The organism is Cupriavidus sp. FW306-1B-F12B (assembly GCF_058781795.1).
In genome coordinates, this window is record NZ_JBYSXC010000007.1 from 119,759 (window position 1) to 136,529 (window position 16,771).

General features: G+C 67.7%; 14 protein-coding genes. 3 read left to right on the top strand and 11 right to left on the bottom strand.

Going from position 1 to position 16,771, the window contains the following annotated elements:
• Positions 1 to 71 precede the first annotated feature (71 nt).
• From AC3WLE_RS14200 to AC3WLE_RS14220, 5 genes are all read right to left on the bottom strand, one after another.
• Positions 72 to 1,280 (bottom strand): ABC transporter substrate-binding protein, encoded by a 1,209-nt coding sequence (locus AC3WLE_RS14200; RefSeq protein ID WP_492320132.1) that lies wholly within the window; start codon positions 1,278 to 1,280, stop codon positions 72 to 74.
• Between the two features lie 74 nt (positions 1,281 to 1,354).
• Positions 1,355 to 2,080, bottom strand: coding sequence for an ABC transporter ATP-binding protein (locus tag AC3WLE_RS14205; protein WP_492357060.1), 726 nt, complete (start codon positions 2,078 to 2,080; stop codon positions 1,355 to 1,357).
• A 16-nt stretch (positions 2,081 to 2,096) separates the two neighbouring features.
• Positions 2,097 to 2,873, bottom strand: coding sequence for an ABC transporter ATP-binding protein (locus AC3WLE_RS14210; RefSeq protein ID WP_492340169.1), 777 nt, complete (start codon positions 2,871 to 2,873; stop codon positions 2,097 to 2,099).
• 353 nt (positions 2,874 to 3,226) lie between these two features.
• Positions 3,227 to 4,909, bottom strand: coding sequence for a GMC family oxidoreductase (locus AC3WLE_RS14215; protein ID WP_492357072.1), 1,683 nt, complete (start codon positions 4,907 to 4,909; stop codon positions 3,227 to 3,229).
• 12 nt (positions 4,910 to 4,921) lie between these two features.
• Positions 4,922 to 6,481, bottom strand: coding sequence for a CoA-acylating methylmalonate-semialdehyde dehydrogenase (locus AC3WLE_RS14220; protein WP_492340170.1), 1,560 nt, complete (start codon positions 6,479 to 6,481; stop codon positions 4,922 to 4,924).
• Between the two features lie 230 nt (positions 6,482 to 6,711).
• Here AC3WLE_RS14220 and AC3WLE_RS14225 point away from each other — a divergent pair, with 230 nt between their 5' ends.
• Positions 6,712 to 7,599, top strand: a complete 888-nt coding sequence (locus AC3WLE_RS14225) for a LysR family transcriptional regulator (RefSeq protein WP_010811291.1) — start codon at positions 6,712 to 6,714, stop codon at positions 7,597 to 7,599.
• Here the strand turns inward: AC3WLE_RS14225 and AC3WLE_RS14230 are convergent.
• The 3 genes from AC3WLE_RS14230 to AC3WLE_RS14240 all read right to left on the bottom strand — a co-directional run bounded on the left by AC3WLE_RS14230 (position 7,596) and on the right by AC3WLE_RS14240 (position 11,531).
• Complete coding sequence (locus tag AC3WLE_RS14230; RefSeq protein WP_492321544.1) at positions 7,596 to 8,528, bottom strand: alpha/beta hydrolase; 933 nt, start codon at positions 8,526 to 8,528, stop codon at positions 7,596 to 7,598. The genes AC3WLE_RS14225 and AC3WLE_RS14230 overlap by 4 nt on opposite strands.
• A 94-nt stretch (positions 8,529 to 8,622) precedes the next feature.
• On the bottom strand, positions 8,623 to 9,042 hold the full coding sequence (gene cueR, locus AC3WLE_RS14235) for a Cu(I)-responsive transcriptional regulator (protein ID WP_010811293.1): 420 nt from the start codon (positions 9,040 to 9,042) through the stop codon (positions 8,623 to 8,625).
• Positions 9,042 to 11,531, bottom strand: coding sequence for a heavy metal translocating P-type ATPase (locus AC3WLE_RS14240; RefSeq protein WP_492357061.1), 2,490 nt, complete (start codon positions 11,529 to 11,531; stop codon positions 9,042 to 9,044). Before AC3WLE_RS14240 ends, cueR begins: the two co-directional genes overlap by 1 nt.
• Before the next feature lie 197 nt (positions 11,532 to 11,728).
• Here AC3WLE_RS14240 and AC3WLE_RS14245 point away from each other — a divergent pair, with 197 nt between their 5' ends.
• Positions 11,729 to 11,929: a heavy-metal-associated domain-containing protein gene (locus AC3WLE_RS14245; RefSeq protein ID WP_492321546.1), complete on the top strand. Its 201-nt coding sequence runs from the start codon at positions 11,729 to 11,731 to the stop codon at positions 11,927 to 11,929.
• 72 nt (positions 11,930 to 12,001) lie between these two features.
• Here the strand turns inward: AC3WLE_RS14245 and AC3WLE_RS14250 are convergent, their stop codons facing one another.
• On the bottom strand, positions 12,002 to 12,724 hold the full coding sequence (locus tag AC3WLE_RS14250; RefSeq protein WP_492321547.1) for an OmpW/AlkL family protein: 723 nt from the start codon (positions 12,722 to 12,724) through the stop codon (positions 12,002 to 12,004).
• Positions 12,725 to 12,994: 270 nt separating this feature from the next.
• Positions 12,995 to 14,983: an alkyl/aryl-sulfatase gene (locus tag AC3WLE_RS14255; RefSeq protein ID WP_492352668.1), complete on the bottom strand. Its 1,989-nt coding sequence runs from the start codon at positions 14,981 to 14,983 to the stop codon at positions 12,995 to 12,997.
• Positions 14,984 to 15,158: 175 nt separating this feature from the next.
• On the opposite strand from AC3WLE_RS14255, the gene AC3WLE_RS14260 reads away from it, so the two are divergent.
• Entirely contained in the window at positions 15,159 to 15,791 is a 633-nt protein-coding gene (locus AC3WLE_RS14260) for a TetR/AcrR family transcriptional regulator (protein ID WP_492321549.1), read from the top strand.
• On the opposite strand, the gene AC3WLE_RS14265 is transcribed toward AC3WLE_RS14260, so the two are convergent.
• Positions 15,792 to 16,745: a delta(1)-pyrroline-2-carboxylate reductase family protein gene (locus AC3WLE_RS14265; RefSeq protein ID WP_492357062.1), complete on the bottom strand. Its 954-nt coding sequence runs from the start codon at positions 16,743 to 16,745 to the stop codon at positions 15,792 to 15,794.
• Positions 16,746 to 16,771: the final 26 nt, after the last annotated feature.

The window sequence follows — 16,771 nt, forward strand, 5'->3', positions numbered from 1 at the left end:
ACCGCAGCAAAGAACCGCGTCCGATGCCGGCGGCACGCAGGTGGCGCGCCGCCGGCGGATCTCACATCAGCTTACTTCTTCAGCATTGCGCACTTCGACTCGGCCACCGTGGTGAAGGCCTGGTCGCCCGGGATGGTCGCGACCACCTTCAGGTAGTCCCACGGCTTCTTCGACTCTGCCGCGGTCTTCACCTGCATCAGGTACATGTCGTGGATGCCACGACCGTCCTGGCGGATATAGCCCTTGGTGTAGAAGTCGTTGATCTTCATCTTCTTCAACTCGGCCATGACCTTGTCCGGATCGTCGGTCTTCGCTGCTTCCACCGCCTTCAGGTAGGTGCTGGCCGCCGAGTAGTCCGCCGCCTGCAGGCTGCTCGGCATCTTCTTCATCTTGCCGAAGAAGCGGTTGGCGAACTTGCGGGTGTCGTCGTTCATGTCCCAGTACCAGCTGTCGGTCATCAGCAGGCCTTCGGTGTTCTTCAGCCCGAGGCTGTGCACATCGTTGATGAACATCAGCAGGCCGGCGATCTTCATCGACTTGGTGATGCCGAATTCCTTGGCCGCCTTGATCGAGTTGATGGTGTCGCCGCCGGCGTTGGCCAGGCCCAGGATCTGCGCCTTGGACGACTGCGCCTGCAGCAGGAACGACGAGAAGTCCGATGCCGACAGCGGATGGCGCACCTGGCCCGCCACCGTGCCGCCGTTGGCCTTGACCACGGCCGCGGTGTCGCTTTCCAGAGAATGGCCGAAGGCGTAGTCGGCGGTCAGGAAGAACCACGACTTGCCGCCCTGCTTGACCACCGCGCTGCCGGTACCCTTGGCCAGCGCCACCGTGTCATAGGCGTAGTGCACCGTGTACGGCGAGCACTCTTCGTTGGTCAGGCGCGCGGTGCCGGCGCCGATGTTGATGTAGACGCGCTTCTTCTCCGAGGCCACCTTGTTCATGGCCAGCGCGGTGCCGGAGTTGGTGCCGCCCAGCAGCATGTCCAGGCCCTGCTGGTCCATCCATTCGCGTGCCTTCGAGGCGGCGATGTCGGCCTTGTTCTGGTGGTCGGCGGAGACGATCTCGATCGGCTTGCCCAGCACCTTGCCGCCGCGGTCCTCGACCGCCATCTTGATGGCTTCCAGGCCGCCGGGGCCGTCGATGTCGGCGTACAGGCCCGACATGTCGGTGATATAGCCGATCTTCACAGTGTCGCCGGACACCTGGGCAACGGCGCTGAAGGAAACCGCACCCATGGCAATGGCCGCCATCGCGGCCGCGAGCCGAGTCTTTTTCATGTCTATGTCTCCTGATTTGCGGCGGCGTGCGCGCCACCCGTTCCTGCCAAACATCAACCCATGATCCGTGCGGATCAGACCCCGAGCAGTTCGTGCAGCACCGGCATCTTGGCTTCCAGCTCATTGGCTGCGAAGCGCTCGACGATGCTGCCATGCTCCATCACGTAGAAGCGGTCGGCCAGCGGCGCGGCGAAGCGGAAGTTCTGCTCCACCATCACCACCGTGTACCCCTTCTGCTTGAGCATCAGGATCATGCGCGCGAGCGCCTGCACGATCACCGGTGCCAACCCTTCCGAGATTTCATCGAGCAGCAGCAGGTTGGCGCCGGTGCGCAGGATGCGCCCGACCGCCAGCATCTGCTGCTCGCCGCCGGAAAGACGCGTGCCCTGGCTCTGGCGGCGCTCCTTCAGGTTCGGGAACATCTCGTAGATATCGGATTCGCTCATGCCCTGGCTGGTGTCGGCGCCCTTCAGCACCGGCGGCAGCATCAGGTTCTCTTCGCATGAGAGGCTGGAGAAGATCGCCCGCTCTTCGGGGCAATAGCCAATGCCGTAGTGCGCGATCTTGTGCGTGGGCAGGCTGATGGTCTCGTGGCCATTGACCTTGATCGAGCCCTTGCGCGCGCCGGTCAGTCCCATGATCGCGCGCAGCGTGGTGGTGCGGCCAGCGCCGTTGCGGCCCAGCAGCGTGACCACTTCGCCGCGGTTCACGGTCAAATCCACGCCGTGCAGGATGTGCGATTCGCCGTACCAGGCGTGCAGGCCCTTGATCTCGAGCGCGGGTGTGTTGGATGTCGTCATATGTTCCCCGGCCCTCTCAGTGCGCGCCCTGCAGTTCCGCGTCGACGGTGCCCATGTAGGCCTCCATCACGCGCGGGTCCCTGGACACTTCGGCATACGGGCCTTCGGCCAGGATCGCGCCACGCTGCAGTACGGTGATCTTGTCGGCAATCGACGAGACCACGCTCATGTTGTGCTCCACCATCAGGATGGTGCGGCCCGCCGAGACCTTCTTGATCAGCTGCGTGACGCGGTCCACGTCTTCGTGGCCCATGCCCTGCGTGGGCTCGTCGAGCAGCATCAGCTCGGGCTCCATAGCCAGCGTGGTGGCGATCTCCAGCGCGCGCTTGCGGCCGTACGGCAGGTTCACCGTCAGCGTCTGCGCGAACTCGGTCAGGCCGACCTGCTCTAGCAGCTCCATGGCGCGCTCATTGAGCACGTCCAGCGAGCGCTCGCTGCGCCAGAACTGGTACGCCGTGCCGAGCTGCCGCTGCAGCCCGATGCGCACGTTCTCCATCACCGTCAGGTGCGGGAATACCGCCGAGATCTGGAACGAACGGATCACGCCGCGCCGCGCGATCTGCGCGGGCTTTTCACGGGTGATGTCGATGCCGTTGAAAAGGATGGTGCCGGTGGTCGGCTCCAGGAACTTGGTGAGCAGGTTGAAGCAAGTCGTCTTGCCGGCGCCGTTGGGGCCGATCAACGCATGGATCGACCCGCGGCGCACCTGCAGGTTGACGTCGCTCACCGCCGTGAACCCCTTGAACTCCTTGGTGAGGTTCCGCGTTTCCAGGATGGTTTCCAGCTGGTTCATGTCTCCTGCCCGCCCTCTTGCTGAACTGCCGGGGTGATGCCCGGCACTGACAATGGTCCGAACCGGCCTTGTAGGCCCTTGCTGCCGCTTGTTCCGCCAGGGTGGCCATGGTTGCGGCCCTGCCTGCGGCTTTCTGTTTTGGTGCGGGGCGGCTCCCGCGCAGGTTGCGGCGATGGCTTCGATGTGCTGCCGACGCACCCTGTGAGGCGTCTATTGTGTGCGCCTGTTGCATCGCAAAACATCGGGGTTTGCACTATGAAACATGAACCAAGTGTCAGTTTTTTTGCAAGCGCACATGAGCAGGCTGCGCCACTCGGTCACGGCCCCGCCCGCGATCGAGTGGCGCGCTCATGTCAGGCGCCTGCAGCGGCTGCCGCCGGCGCCGGTTGCACCACGACTTCCGCCGCCGCCAGGCCCTGCCGGCGGTCTTCGCGGATCAGGTCGCTCGCGCGCTCGGCGATCATGATGGTCGGCGAATTGGTGTTGCCCGACGTGATCAGCGGCATCACCGAGGCATCGACCACGCGCAGGCCGTCGATGCCCAGCACGCGCAGGCGATGGTCGACCACGGCCATCGGGTCGTCGGCGCGGCCCATCTTGCAGGTGCCCACCGGATGGAAGATGGTGGTGCCGATATTGCCGGCCGCTTCGGCCAGTTGTTCGTCGGTCTGGAATGCCGCACCCGGCAGCCATTCCTCGGGCTGGAACGGCGCCAGCGCCGGCGATGCCACGATGCGGCGCGTGAGCCGGATGGAGTCGGCCGCGACCTTCCGATCCTCGTCGGTCGCCAGGTAGTTCGGCGCGATCACCGGCGCCTGGCGGAAATCCGCGCTGCCGACATGGACGCTGCCGCGCGAGGTCGGCCGCAGGTTGCAGGCACTCGCGGTAAAGGCATTGAACGCATGCAGCGGGTCGCCGAACTTGTCCAGCGACAAGGGCTGCACGTGGTACTCCACGTTCGGCCGCGCCTGCGCCGGGTCCGAGCGCGCAAAGGCGCCCAGCTGCGACGGCGCCATGCTCATCGGCCCGCTCTGGTTGAAGGCGTACTGCACGCCGATGCAGAACTTTCCCCACAGGCTCGCGGCGCGCGTGTTGAGCGTGCGCACGCCGCTGACCTTCACCACCGAGCGCAGCTGCAGGTGGTCCTGCAGGTTCTCGCCCACGCCGGCGAGCGCATGGCGCACCGGGATACCCAGCGCCTGCAGGCGCTCGGCCTGGCCGATGCCCGACAGCTCCAGCAGCTGCGGCGTATTGACCGCGCCCGCGGCCAGGATCACTTCCTGCGTGGCCGCCACCGTGTGCGGACGGCCGCCGCCGATATAGTTCACGCCGGTGCAGCGGCGCCCGTCGAAGGTCAGCCCGCTCACCTGCGCCCCGGTGACAATGGTCAGGTTGGGACGCTCCGACGCACGCCGCAGGAAGGCCTTGGCCGTGTTCCAGCGGATGCCGCGGCGCTGGTTCACTTCGAAATAGCCCACGCCGAAGTTGTCGCCGCGGTTGAAATCCTCCGTGCGCGGAATCCCCGCCTCTTCGGCGGCATCGGCAAAGCGCTCCAGGATGTCCCAGCGCAGGCGCTGCCCTTCCACGCGCCATTCGCCGCCCGCGCCATGGAATTCGCTCGGGCCGCGGTGATGGTCCTCGCTGCGCTTGAACAGCGGCAGCACATTGTCCCAGCGCCAGCCATCGTCGCCGGTGAGCCGCGCCCACTCGTCATAATCCTCGCGCTGGCCGCGCATATAGATCATGCCGTTGATCGACGAGCAACCGCCCAGCACGCGCCCGCGCGGATAGCCCAGCGAGCGGCCGTTCAGCCCGGCCTCGGCCTCGGTGCGATAGAGCCAGTCGGTGCGCGGGTTGCCGATGCAGTACAGGTAGCCCACCGGGATATGGATCCAGTGGTAGTCGTCCTTGCCGCCGGCCTCCAGCAGCAGCACGCTGACGTCCGCATCCTGTGTCAGGCGGTTCGCCAGGACACAGCCGGCCGAACCGGCCCCCACGATGATGTAGTCGAATGTCTCTGTCGCTGTTCTCGTCATCATCGTTGCCGCTTATTTCGCCACCGGCATGGTGAACTCAGCGCCCTTGGCGATCGAATCCGGCCAGCGCTGCATCACGCTCTTGTAGCGCGTGTAGAAACGCACGCCCTCCTCGCCATAGGCATGGTGGTCACCGAACAGCGAGCGCTTCCAGCCGCCAAACGAGTGCCACGCCATCGGCACCGGGATCGGCACGTTGATGCCGACCATGCCGATCTGAATCTGCCGCGCGAATGCACGCGCGATGCCGCCGTCGCTGGTATAGCACGATACGCCGTTGCCGTACTCATGCGCATTGATCAGCGCCACGGCTTCGGCAAAGTCATGCACGCGCACTACCGACAGCACCGGGCCGAAGATCTCTTCCTTGTAGATCGTCATGTCCGGCTTGACGTGGTCGAACAGCGTGCCGCCGACATAGAAGCCGTTCTCATGGCCGGGTACGGTATGACCGCGGCCATCCGTGACCAGCGTCGCGCCCTCTTCCACGCCCTTGGCGATATAGCCCTCCACCTTCGCCTTGTGCGCAGCGGTTACCAGCGGACCCATTTCGGCGTCGGACTCCATGCCGTTGCGGATCTTCAGCGAGCTGGCGCGTTCGGCAAGCCGCGGCACGAGCTTGTCGGCGACATCGCCGACTGCCACCGCTACCGAGATCGCCATGCAGCGCTCGCCGGCGGAACCGTACGCCGCGCCGATCAGCGCATCGACCGCCTGGTCGAGATCCGCATCGGGCATCACCACAAGATGGTTCTTGGCACCACCCAGCGCCTGCACGCGCTTGCCGTGTTTGGTGCCTTCCGTGTAGATGTACTCGGCAATCGGCGTCGAACCGACGAACGACAGCGCCTGCACATCCGGATGCGCCAGCAGTGCATCGACCGCTTCCTTGTCACCCTGCACCACGTTGAACACACCATCAGGCAAACCAGCCTGGCGCAGCAGATCGGCAATCAGCAGGCTCGGCGACGGATCGCGCTCCGACGGCTTCAGCACGAAGGTATTGCCGCAGGCGATCGCCACCGGGAACATCCACATCGGCACCATCACCGGGAAGTTGAACGGCGTGATGCCGGCCACCACGCCCAGCGGCTGGCGCAGGTTCCAGTTGTCGATGCCGCCGCCGATGTTGTCGGTGAAGTCGGTCTTGAGCAGGTTGGGGATGCCGCAGGCAAACTCCACCACCTCGATGCCGCGCGTGACTTCGCCTTTTGCGTCCGAGAACACCTTGCCGTGCTCGCGCGTGATCAGCGCGGCCAGGTCGTCGTGGTGCTGGTCGAGCAGCTCCTTGAACTTGAACAGGATGCGCGCGCGGCGCAGCGGCGGGGTGTCGGCCCAGGCGGGGAATGCGGCATGGGCGGCGGCAACGGCGTCGGCCACGTCCTGCGCGGTGGCCAGTGCCACGCGCGCGGCGACTTCGCCGGTGGCGGGGTTATAGATATCGGCAAGACGCTGCGATGCGCCGCGTGTCTGCCGGCCTGCGATGCTATGGCCGATGATGGTCTGCACCGCGCTGGCTTCTGCAACTATGTCTTCCACTTCCGCTCCTGAATGCTGGGTCGCTGACGGCATGCGGCTTGCCCGATCTTTGCGTCTGGTGAAGACGCTGGCGCAAACATCCGCCAGTCTCGCACTGGCATCGATGCCGCGCCGCACAAGGCGTGCCGGGCCGTATTGAGCGCAAGCTTGGTGCAGTTGCGCGGCCCCGTCCAATGATTTATCGTCAATCGCAATATAAGCCACGCAAAATATTGCGCCGCACCACGCCTCGCTCCCGCGCCACCTTTCGCCCCGACACTGCCTTGGACCTCCACCACCTGCGCGCCTTCGTTGCCGTCGCGCGCGAGGGCAACCTGACCCGCGCCGCGCAGCGGCTGCACCTGACCCAGCCCGCAGTCAGCCTGCAGTTGAAAGCGCTGCAATCGGCGTGGCGCATCCGGCTGTTCGAGCGCACTGCCGCGGGCCTGACGCTGACCGCCGACGGCGCCGCCCTGCTGCCGCTGGCCGAACGCATCCTCGACGGCGTGGGCGACCTGCAGCACACCGTCAGCGCGATGCATCACACCGTGCGCGGCCGGCTGGCGATCGGCACCATCCTCGATCCGGAATTCACGCGGCTGGGCCCGATGCTGCGCACGCTGGTGGAACGCCATCCGCAGATCGGCACAGAACTGCGCCACGGTATGTCGGGCTGGGTGCTGCAACAGGTACGCAGCGGCGCGCTCGACGTGGGCTTCTACCTGGGCCAGCCGCCTGACGCCGGCTTCCATGCGCTGACGCTGACGCCGTTCTCTTACTACGTGGTGGCGCCCAAGGGCTGGAAAGAGCGCACCGCGCTGCGCTCATGGGCGCAGCTGGCAACGCTGCCGTGGATCTGGACGCCGCCCGAATCGGCGCACAACCGGCTCTTGTCCGCGCGCTTTGCGCAGGCCGGCGTCGACCCGGCCGGCGTGCCCAAGGTGGCGCATGTCGACCAGGAGGCTTCGATGCTGGACCTGGTGCGCTCCGGCGTGGGGCTGTCGCTGGTGCGCGACGCGATCGCGCTGCGCGAATCGCATGCGCACGGGCTGGTGATCGTTGAAGGGGTCTCGGTGCAGACCGAACTGACGCTGGTATGCCTGGCCACGCGCCGCGACGACCCGGTCGTCGCGGCAGTGTTCGGCGTGGCCGAGTCGGTGTTCCGGACTTAGTGTCCCTGCTGCTGCAGGTGACGCTGCAGCCAGCCGGTCAGCGCCGCGAACACTTCGCCGCGCAGCGGCAGCGCTTCATTGAAGATCTCGTGGTAGCCGTGCTCGAACCAGACCTGTTCGCGCAACTCCGGCGGCGCGTGGTCGAAGAAGCTGCGGCTGCCGGCCGGGTCCACCACGCGGTCGGCGCCGCCGACCAGCATCAGCGTGGGGGCCTCCAGCAGCGCGGCATCGGCCTGGGCCTGCGCCATGCCGCGGATAAAGCTCTCCAGTACGCTGGCGGTGATGGTGGTCTGCACCAGCGGGTCTGAGCGGTAGGCGGCCACCACGGCGGGATCGTGCGACAAGAGCCGCGCATCGATCGGATTGGGCACGCGCAGCCGCGGCGCCAGCGCCAGCAGCACGCGGTGCAGCGCCAGCATCGGGCCCGACAGGCGCAGCGCCAGCGCGGGCGAGGACAGCACCAGCGCGCGCACCGGGCGCACGCGCGCGGTGGCAAAGCGCGCCGCGATCATCCCGCCCATGCTGTGGCCGAGCAGGATCGGCAGCTCGTTCCAGCCAGGCACCGCGGCATCATAGATCTCGGCGAGATCGTCGAGGTAGGCATCCTGATGGTCCGCCACCATGCGCGCGCCGCCGCTGGCGCCATGGCCGCGCAGGTCGTGCGCACGCACGCGCAGGCCCAGCCCGCACAGCACATCGGCCACATGCTGGTAGCGTCCGGCATGCTCGGCAAGACCATGCACCAGCAGCACCGAGCCGAGCGGCTCGGCAAAGCGCGCCGGATCGGGCTGCCAGGTGCGCAGCAGCAGCTCGGTGCCGTCGCGCATGCGCTGGCGGCTCTGCACCGGCGCGTGCGTGCCGGCAGGGGTAGCGGCAGGCATGCCGGCAACACCGGCAATAGCAGGATCGTCCGTCATCGGTTGTTCCATTCGCGCAAGTCTCCTCCCGGCACGGAGCGCCAGCAAAGCGCTGGCGCCGGCTGTCGTTATTCTTTGTGGTGCTGCCTTGCACTGTCTGTCCCGCTCAACCGTGGCAGGCAAGCCTGCCCTGAGCTTCCGGCTGCGCCATATCGGCCAGGATCGGGCAATCCGGCCGGTCGTCGCCGCTGCAGTGCTGCGCCAGCTCGCGCAGCGTGTCGCGCATGGCCGCCAGTTCGGCGATGCGCAGCTCAAGGTCGGCCACATGCCGCAGCGTCAGCGCCTTGACGTCGGCGCTGGCGCGGCCGCGGTCATGCCATAGCGACAGCAGGTTGCGGATCTCGTCGAGCGAGAATCCCAGATTACGGGCGCGCCGCACGAAGCGCAAGTTGTGCACCGCGCGTTCGTCATAGCGGCGGTAGCCGCCCTCGGTGCGCGGCGGTGCCGCCACCAGCCCGATCGATTCATAGTGCCGGATCATCTTGGCCGACACGCCCGACGCCTGCGCCGCTTCGCCGATATTCATCACTCACCTCCTTGCGCGGCAGGTGCCGCACCGGCTTGTGGACGCCAGCGGCGCAGCAGCAGCGCATTGCTGACCACGCTGACACTGGAGAACGCCATCGCCGCACCCGCCACCACCGGATTCAGCAACCCGGCCGCGGCCAGCGGAATGCCTACCACGTTGTAGAAAAAAGCCCAGAACAGGTTCTGCCGGATCTTGCGCACGGTGCGGTGCGAGACCGCCAGCGCATCGGCCACCAGCGCCGGGTCGCCGCGCATCAGCGTGATGCCGGCGGCGTGCATGGCCACGTCGGTGCCGGTCGACATGGCAATGCCCACGTGCGCCGCCGCCAGCGCCGGCGCATCGTTGATGCCGTCGCCCACCATCGCCACCACCGCGCCATCGCGCCCCAGCGCCTGCACCCGGGCGGCCTTGTCCTCGGGCAGCACCTCGGCCTGCACGTCGTCCAGCCCCAGTGCCTGCGCGACGCGAGCCGCCGCGCCGGCATTGTCACCGGTCAGCATCACGGTGCGCACGCCGGCCGCACGCAGCCTGGCGATCGCCGCCGGCGCGCCCGGCTTGATGGCATCGCCGAACGCGACCAGCCCGGCCACGCGCGGCGGCGTGGTTTCGACCAGCCACGACACGGTACGGCCATCCGCGCGCAACTGCTCCGCCAGCGTTGCCAGCGAGCCTGCCGCTGCGCCCAGCGCGTCACGCAGGCGCTCGCTGCCCAGTTGCAGCGCCTGGCCGTCCACCACGCCGGCAATGCCGCGGCCCGGCAGGGCCTGCACCTCGGTGGCCTGCGGCGCGGCAATGCCGCGCGCCTGCGCCGCGGCCAGCACGGCGCGGGCCAGCGGATGCTCGCTGCCGGCCTGCAGCGCGGCCAGCCGCGCCAGCAGCGCGCTGCCGTCGGCATCGGCGGGATCGGCCGCATGCAGCGCCACCACTTCCGGCTTGCCGACCGTGAGCGTGCCGGTCTTGTCGAATGCCACCACGCTGACGCGGTGCGCCACCTCCAGTGCCTCGGCGTCCTTGATCAGGATGCCGGCGCGCGCGCCGGCGCCGGTGCCGGCCATGATTGCCGTGGGCGTGGCCAGGCCCAGCGCGCACGGGCAGGCGATCACCAGCACCGCCACCGCGTTGAGCAATGCGGTTTCCCAGTCTCCGGCAAAGAGGCCCCAGCCCAGCACCGTCAGCAGCGCAATGCCCAGCACCACCGGCACGAACACCGCGCTGACCTGGTCGACCATGCGCTGGATCGGCGCCTTGGCCGCCTGTGCGTGCTCGACCATGCGGATGATGCGTGCCAGCACGGTCTCGGCGCCCACCGCCTCGGTGCGCGCAACCAGCAGCCCTTCGAAATTGATGGCGCCGCCGGTGATGCGGTCGCCGGGCTTCTTCGGCACCGGCACGCTTTCACCGGTCAGCATCGATTCGTCTGCGTGGCTGTTGCCATCGATCACCTCGGCGTCCACCGGGATGCGCTCGCCGGGGCGCACCACCACCTCGTCGCCCACGCGCACCGCCGCCAGCGGCACGCTCTGCTCCACACCGCCGCGGCGCACGCGCGCGGTATCGGGACGCAGCGCCGCGAGTGCGCGAATGGCATCGGCGGTCTGGCGCTTGGCGCGGGTCTCCAGCCACTTGCCCAGGCGCACCAGCGTGATCACCACCGCCGCGCTTTCGAAGTACAGGTGCGGCATGGCGTCGGCCGGCGTGCGCCACATCAGCCACAGCGACAGCCCATAGGCCGCCGTCGTGCCCAGCGCCACCAGCAGGTCCATATTGCCCGCGCCGGCACGCACCGCCTTCCAGCCAGCCTTGTAGAAGCGCCAGCCGAACACGAACTGCACCGGCGTGGCCAGCAGCCACTGCAGCCATGCCGGCAGCATCCAGTGCACGCCGAACCATTCCAGCACCATGGGCGCCACCAGCGGCAGCGACAGCGCCGCCGAGATCGCCACCGGCCAGGGGCCGTCCCAGAAGGCAGTGCCCTGCCCGGCCTGCGGCGCCTGCGATGCGGCATCGGCCACCGGCGTCGCGCCATAGCCGGCGCGCGCGACCGCGGCCACCAGCGCAGCGGTATCCGCCGCTCCGCGCAGCAGCGTGACACTGGCGCGCTCGGTCGCCAGGTTGACCTGCGCCTCCATCACGCCCGGCACGCCGCGCAGCGCCTTCTCGACCCGGCCAACGCATGAGGCGCAGGTCATGTCGGCAATATTCAGCTCGATGGTGTCCTGCGGCACCGTGTAGCCGGCATCGGCCACGGCACGGGCGGCGGCCGGCAGCACCGCGCCCGAGTCGGCGCGCAGCGTTGCGGCTTCAGTTGCCAGGTTGACGGCCACGTCGCGCACGCCCGGCACCCGGGCCAGCGCGTTCTCCACGCGGCGCACGCATGAGGCGCAAGTCATGCCGTCTACCGGCAGGCGCCATTCGGGCATTTCGTCGGCCGGCCGGTCAGCCGGCCTGACAGGTTGTGAAGCGAGCACAGCGCTGGAATTTGGCATGGGTTCTGAGTCATCCACAGTGTCGATGTCAGCATCATGGACCTTACCATCATTGGAAGGTCAAGGTCGGATGCACAGGGTGTTACCGTCACATAAGCGCCAATAAATTCCTCTTGCGCTTCCCACCATGGGAACGTTCAAACTACATCTGTCGCGGCACTCGCCGCCCGTCCCATCCCGTTCAGGAGAGTCCCACCATGATCCAGTTCCAGGTCGAAGGCATGTCGTGCAACCACTGCGTGGGCGCCATCACGCGTGCCGTACAGGCGGTTGACCCGGCCGCGCGTGTCAGCGCGGATGTGCCCGCCCAGGCCGTACGCGTCGAGAGCAGCGCCGACACAGAGGCCCTGCGCGATGCCATCGAAGAGGCCGGCTATCCGGTCAGGTCGGTGGCGTAAGCTGGCCACCGCAGCCGGCGCCAATAAGAAAGGGCACCCCCCGGTGCCCTTTCTGCCGTCAGTGTGCCGCGCTCAGAAGCGGTAGCCCACGTTCAGGAAGGTCACAACGGGATCGATCTTGATCTTGGTGTGCGACTGGATCGTCACCGGGCCCGCCTGGGTGGTGAAGGACGCGCGGGTCGACACCGGCACGTACGAGACCGACAGGCCGACAAACCAGTTGTCGTTGATGGCGTAGTTGGCGCCGATGTTGAAGACCGGGTTCCACGACGGCTTGGCGCTGGCGGTCATGCGCGCACCCGGCACGAACTCGCGGTTGACGAAGTTCTGGTTGGTGATGGTCTCATCGGTGAACCAGGTGTAGTTCACGCCGATGCCGACATAGGGACGGAACCTGGTCTTGGCGTCGAAGAAGTGGTACTTGACCAGCAGCGCCGGGCTCCACTGCTTGACCGAACCGAGCTTGCCATACTGGGCATAGTTGCCGGTGCCCTTGACGTCGTGCTTGGGCGGAATGCCCGCGACGATCTCACCGGAGATGTTGTCGGTGAAGTAGTGCGTGAAGCCCAGGCCCAGCGTGTCGGCGGATTCGATTTCCGCGCCGGTGTTCGGCCGGGTCAGGCCCACCGGGCGGCCGTTGATGCTGTCGACAGTCAGCGGATCGGCGGAGCTGTTCGGCATCACGCGGAACCAGCCCAGGCTGACGATATTACTGCCGGCGGACTGCGCGTGTGCGGCTCCGGCCAGCGCCATGACAGCGCCTGCCGCCAGCATCTTCTTATAGGTCGATTTCATAATCCTCTTACTCCTCTTTCGGTTACTGCCGTGTGCATTATCCGGCCAGCCGGTGCACGACTGTTTCACCGATGACACTGATTCGTAGAGGACGCCCCCTAAAGGGAGGGTTAACCACTAAGAAACCAGCATGGGAGCGGCTCTCAGCGCCGTTCACCGAGGCATTCGCACAACGGTTTATGCCGGGCGCAGGAAAAAACCCTCAGGCAAGAGCGGTTTTATGGGGCGGGCACGCAACAGTGGCCGCGCGCCTGCCCCATCCCTGTGCGGTCAGGGTGTCACGATGCTGAAGTTCGGCTCGGCCTTGTCCATCAGCGCCGTCCACGCCACCAGCGCCTGCGGGTCGCCGTCCACGCGCGCGCGGCCCGCCTGGGTCTCGGCCTGCAGCGTGGTCTGGCCGGCCAGCACGCCCATCAGCACGGCGCGCGGCATGGTCAGCGTGGCCTGCGGGGACGCGTGCTGCGCGTCGGGCTTGTAGCGGAACACGCCGTTCTCAACCGTCAGCGCAAAGCGCTTGCCGGTGTCCGGCTGTACCCAGTTCAGCGCCAGCGTCTTGCCCGCGGCGCGGTCGCCGTTCAGGCTGATCGCCAGGTAGTCCAGGAACATGGTGTCGGTCATGGCGCGCAGCACGTCGGGGCTGCCGGCGCGGCGGCCGGCCTGGGGCGGGCCGCTGCGCAATTCGGCGGCACCGGTCAGGTAGGCATTGCGCCAGGTCGAGGATTCGGCCTGGTAGCCAAGCTGCTCCAGCGCGTCGGCTTCCAGCCGGCGGGCTGCTTGGTTGGACGGATCGGCAAAGACCACGTGCTTGACCACCTCGGCCACCCAGCGGTACTCGCCACGCGCGTACGCTGCGCGCGCCTGCTCCAGCACGCGGGGCGCGCCGCCCATGAATTCGACATAGCGCTTGCCCGCCTCTTCCGGCGGCAGCGGGTTCAGGTTGGCAGGATTGGCGTCATACCAGCCCAGGTAGCGCTGGTACACCGCCTTGGCGTTGTGGCTGACGGTGCCGTAGTAGTCGCGCAGATGCCATTCGGCAGCCAGCGGCGGCGGCAGCTTCACGCGCTCTGCGATCTCGGCCGGCACGTAGCCCATGTTGGCCAGCCGCAGCGACTGGTCATGGATGTACTTGTAGCCGTCGCGCTGCTTGCCCAGGTAGGTGACGATGTCCTGGCGGCCCCAGGTAGGCCAGTGGTGCTGGGCGAACAGGACCTCGGTGCGGCCGCCGAAGCGGTCGATGGTCTCGTCCAGCGCGCGCCACCACTGGTTGGCGTCGCGCACCTGGGCGCCGCGGATGGTGTACAGGTTGTGCAGGTTGTGGGTGGCGTCCTCGGCGGCGCACAGTGCCTTCCACTGCGGGAAGTACATCAGCATCTCGGCCGGGGCCTCGGTGCCCGGCGCCATCAGGAATTCGATCTGCACGCCGTCGATGGTGCGCGTGTCGCCGGTCTTGTGGATCAGGTCCGTCGGCGCAATCAGCGTCACCGTGCCGTGCGCCACGCCCTTGCCCAGCCCCGCATCCACCTGCCCGGTGGCCGAGCGCGGCAGGTTGAAGCCATACATGTACTGCGCGCGGCGGCTCATGGCGTTGCCGGCGAAAACGTTCTCGCTGACGGCCTCTTCCATGAAGCCTTCCGGGGCCAGCACCTTGACCCGCCCGGCCTTGACGTCGTCTTCGCTGATGACACCCTTGACCCCGCCGAAGTGGTCGCCATGGCTGTGCGTGTAGATCACCGCGACCACTGGCTTTTTGGGCCGGTGCTTGAAGTACAGGTCGAGGCCGGCGCGCGAGGTTTCCATCGCCGTCAGCGGGTCGATCACGATCAGGCCGGTATCGCCCTCGATGATCGTCATGTTGGCGATATCGAAGCCACGGATCTGGTAGATCCGATCCGTCACCTGGAACAGCCCGTTGTGCATATTCAGCTGGGCCTGGCGCCACAAGCTAGGGTTCACGGTGGCTGGCGCCTGGTCTTGCTTGAGGAAGCCGTACGGGTCCAGCGCCCACACCACGTTGCCCTTGGCGTCACGGATCTCGGCATTGTCCAGCGTGCCGATAAAGCCACGGCGCGCTGCCTCGAAGTCACGCCGGTCCTGGAACGGCAGTTGTTGCAGCACCGCCGCATTGGCACGGGCGGTGGCATCGGTGGCTGGATTGCCCGCGGTGGCCGGGGCAGGTGCGGCGCCGGCGGTGCCGGCAAGGCTGATTGCGGCTGCAGCCAGCGCGGCGGCGGCTGCGGCAATGGCAGTCGGGTACGACATCTTGGTCTCCTGGAAATCCTGGGCCGGATGTCCGTCTCCGGCCTGGCTTCTGTAATTGTGCTGAACGTTCAGTACAATACTGGAGTTTGCTGGCAGATCCCGGCCGCTGTCAAATAGGCATCCGGCCCGAATACTCTTAAATTGCTGCCGGCACCACCTGTCTTCCGCCCCGCCCATGCCACCGACCCGCCCGGCCGCACAAAAGCCTCCAGCCTCCGTCACCAAGAACCGCCGCGGCCTGGAAACGCGCGAACGCGTCATTGCCGTGACGCGCGGACTGATCAGCGCGCACGGCTACGCCGAGGTGACCCTCGACCAGATCTCCGCCGAGGCCGGCGTGGCCAAGAGCAGCCTGCTGTGGCATTTCGGCAGCAAGGAAATGCTGCTGGCGGAAGCCGCAACCAGCCTGTTCCGGGACATTGGCGAGGGGCTGGGCGCAGAGCCGCACCGGGGCAAGACCGCGGCGCGGCGGCTGGAAAACGCCTTCGACCGGGTGGCCGACTATTTCACGGCCAATCCGGAAGCCAAGGGTGTCGTGCTGGCCCTGCTGTTCTCAGGCAGCGTGCCGCCCAGCGTGCGCGAGGAGATCCGCCGCAGCTGGGACGCGCATGTGCAGGACCTGGTCGATGCGCTGTCCGCCCCGGGGCGCCCACTGCCCGCGCCGATGGCGCGCCTGATGGTGGCGACCATCCATGGCTGTTACTGCCACTGGTATGCCAGCGACCGCAGCGAACCGATCGCCGGCTTCCTGGCGCCGGCGCGCGAGCTTTTCAGCGACTGGCTGCGCGCCAGGGACGGCGGCGAGTAATCAGCCGCGGCTGGCCAGCACGCAAGCGGCCAGGTCCCACAGCGCGTAGCCCACGCTCTTGAACACCAGCGGGCTGCCAGCCCGCGCGCGGATGGCATCGGCCTGCAGGATCGCGGTCTCGAACGGCTGCACGTCGGCCCAGTCGATGCCGGCCTGCAGCAGGTCGCCGGCCTCGTCCTCGATCCCGAACAGGGTATCGGCCAGCAGCCGGCCGCTATCCGCGGCCGCATGGCACAGCGCCGGCGGCAGTTCGCACATGTCGGGCCGGAACGCGCCGACCGCGGCAATGAAGTGATCGTCGCGCCAGAGGCCGCTGTCCAGGTCCGGCAGCACCGGGCTGCGGCTGGACGTGACCGTCACCACCATCGATACCCGGGGCAATACCGCCGCGACCGACTCGGCCACCTGCGCTTGCACCCCCAGCGTGCGCGCGTGCGCGGCCAGCGCCTCGGCCTTGTCGCGCGTGCGCGAATGCAGCCACACCTTGCGCACGCCCAGCCCGGCCACGAAGGCCTCCAGGTGCGTCAGCGCCTGCACCCCGGCGCCGACGATCAGCAACTCGCCATCCTTGCGCGCGGCAAAGCACTGCGCCGCCAGCAGCGACACGGCCGCGGTGCGCCGTCCCGTCACCGTGGGGCCGTCGAGCATGGCGATGCGCGCGCCGGTGTGCGCGTCGGCCACCACCACCTCGCCGAGGATATTGGGCAGCCCGCGCTGCGGGTTGCCGGGATGGACGGTGATGTTCTTGGTCATCACCAGGCTGCGGTTGCGCGCGGGCATCACCAGCAGCGTGCCTTCGCCACCTTGCGCATCGCCCACCGGCAGCGCAATGCGCGGCGGCGCCATGGCGGTGCCGTCGCGCAGCTCGGCCAGCATGTCGGCGATGGCTTGCGCCAGTTCGGGATACGGCAGGCGCGCCGCCGTGCTGGCGGCATCGAGGGGGACGAGGGACATGCGCTGGCTCCGGCAAGACGTTGCGA

Bases quoted from the DNA above. Each gene is read 5' to 3' on its own strand.
- cueR (WP_010811293.1), bottom strand. From the start codon at position 9,042: ATGAATATCGGCGAAGCGGCGCAGGCGTCGGGCGTGTCGGCCAAGATG.
- AC3WLE_RS14220 (WP_492340170.1), bottom strand. From the start codon at position 6,481: ATGCCGTCAGCGACCCAGCATTCAGGAGCGGAAGTGGAAGACATAGTT.
- AC3WLE_RS14230 (WP_492321544.1), bottom strand. From the start codon at position 8,528: ATGGAACAACCGATGACGGACGATCCTGCTATTGCCGGTGTTGCCGGC.
- AC3WLE_RS14260 (WP_492321549.1), top strand. From the start codon at position 15,159: ATGCCACCGACCCGCCCGGCCGCACAAAAGCCTCCAGCCTCCGTCACC.
- AC3WLE_RS14250 (WP_492321547.1), bottom strand. From the start codon at position 12,724: ATGAAATCGACCTATAAGAAGATGCTGGCGGCAGGCGCTGTCATGGCG.
- AC3WLE_RS14245 (WP_492321546.1), top strand. From the start codon at position 11,729: ATGATCCAGTTCCAGGTCGAAGGCATGTCGTGCAACCACTGCGTGGGC.
- AC3WLE_RS14240 (WP_492357061.1), bottom strand. From the start codon at position 11,531: ATGCCAAATTCCAGCGCTGTGCTCGCTTCACAACCTGTCAGGCCGGCT.
- AC3WLE_RS14265 (WP_492357062.1), bottom strand. From the start codon at position 16,745: ATGTCCCTCGTCCCCCTCGATGCCGCCAGCACGGCGGCGCGCCTGCCG.
- AC3WLE_RS14205 (WP_492357060.1), bottom strand. From the start codon at position 2,080: ATGACGACATCCAACACACCCGCGCTCGAGATCAAGGGCCTGCACGCC.
- AC3WLE_RS14210 (WP_492340169.1), bottom strand. From the start codon at position 2,873: ATGAACCAGCTGGAAACCATCCTGGAAACGCGGAACCTCACCAAGGAG.
- AC3WLE_RS14255 (WP_492352668.1), bottom strand. From the start codon at position 14,983: ATGTCGTACCCGACTGCCATTGCCGCAGCCGCCGCCGCGCTGGCTGCA.
- AC3WLE_RS14215 (WP_492357072.1), bottom strand. From the start codon at position 4,909: ATGACGAGAACAGCGACAGAGACATTCGACTACATCATCGTGGGGGCC.
- AC3WLE_RS14200 (WP_492320132.1), bottom strand. From the start codon at position 1,280: ATGAAAAAGACTCGGCTCGCGGCCGCGATGGCGGCCATTGCCATGGGT.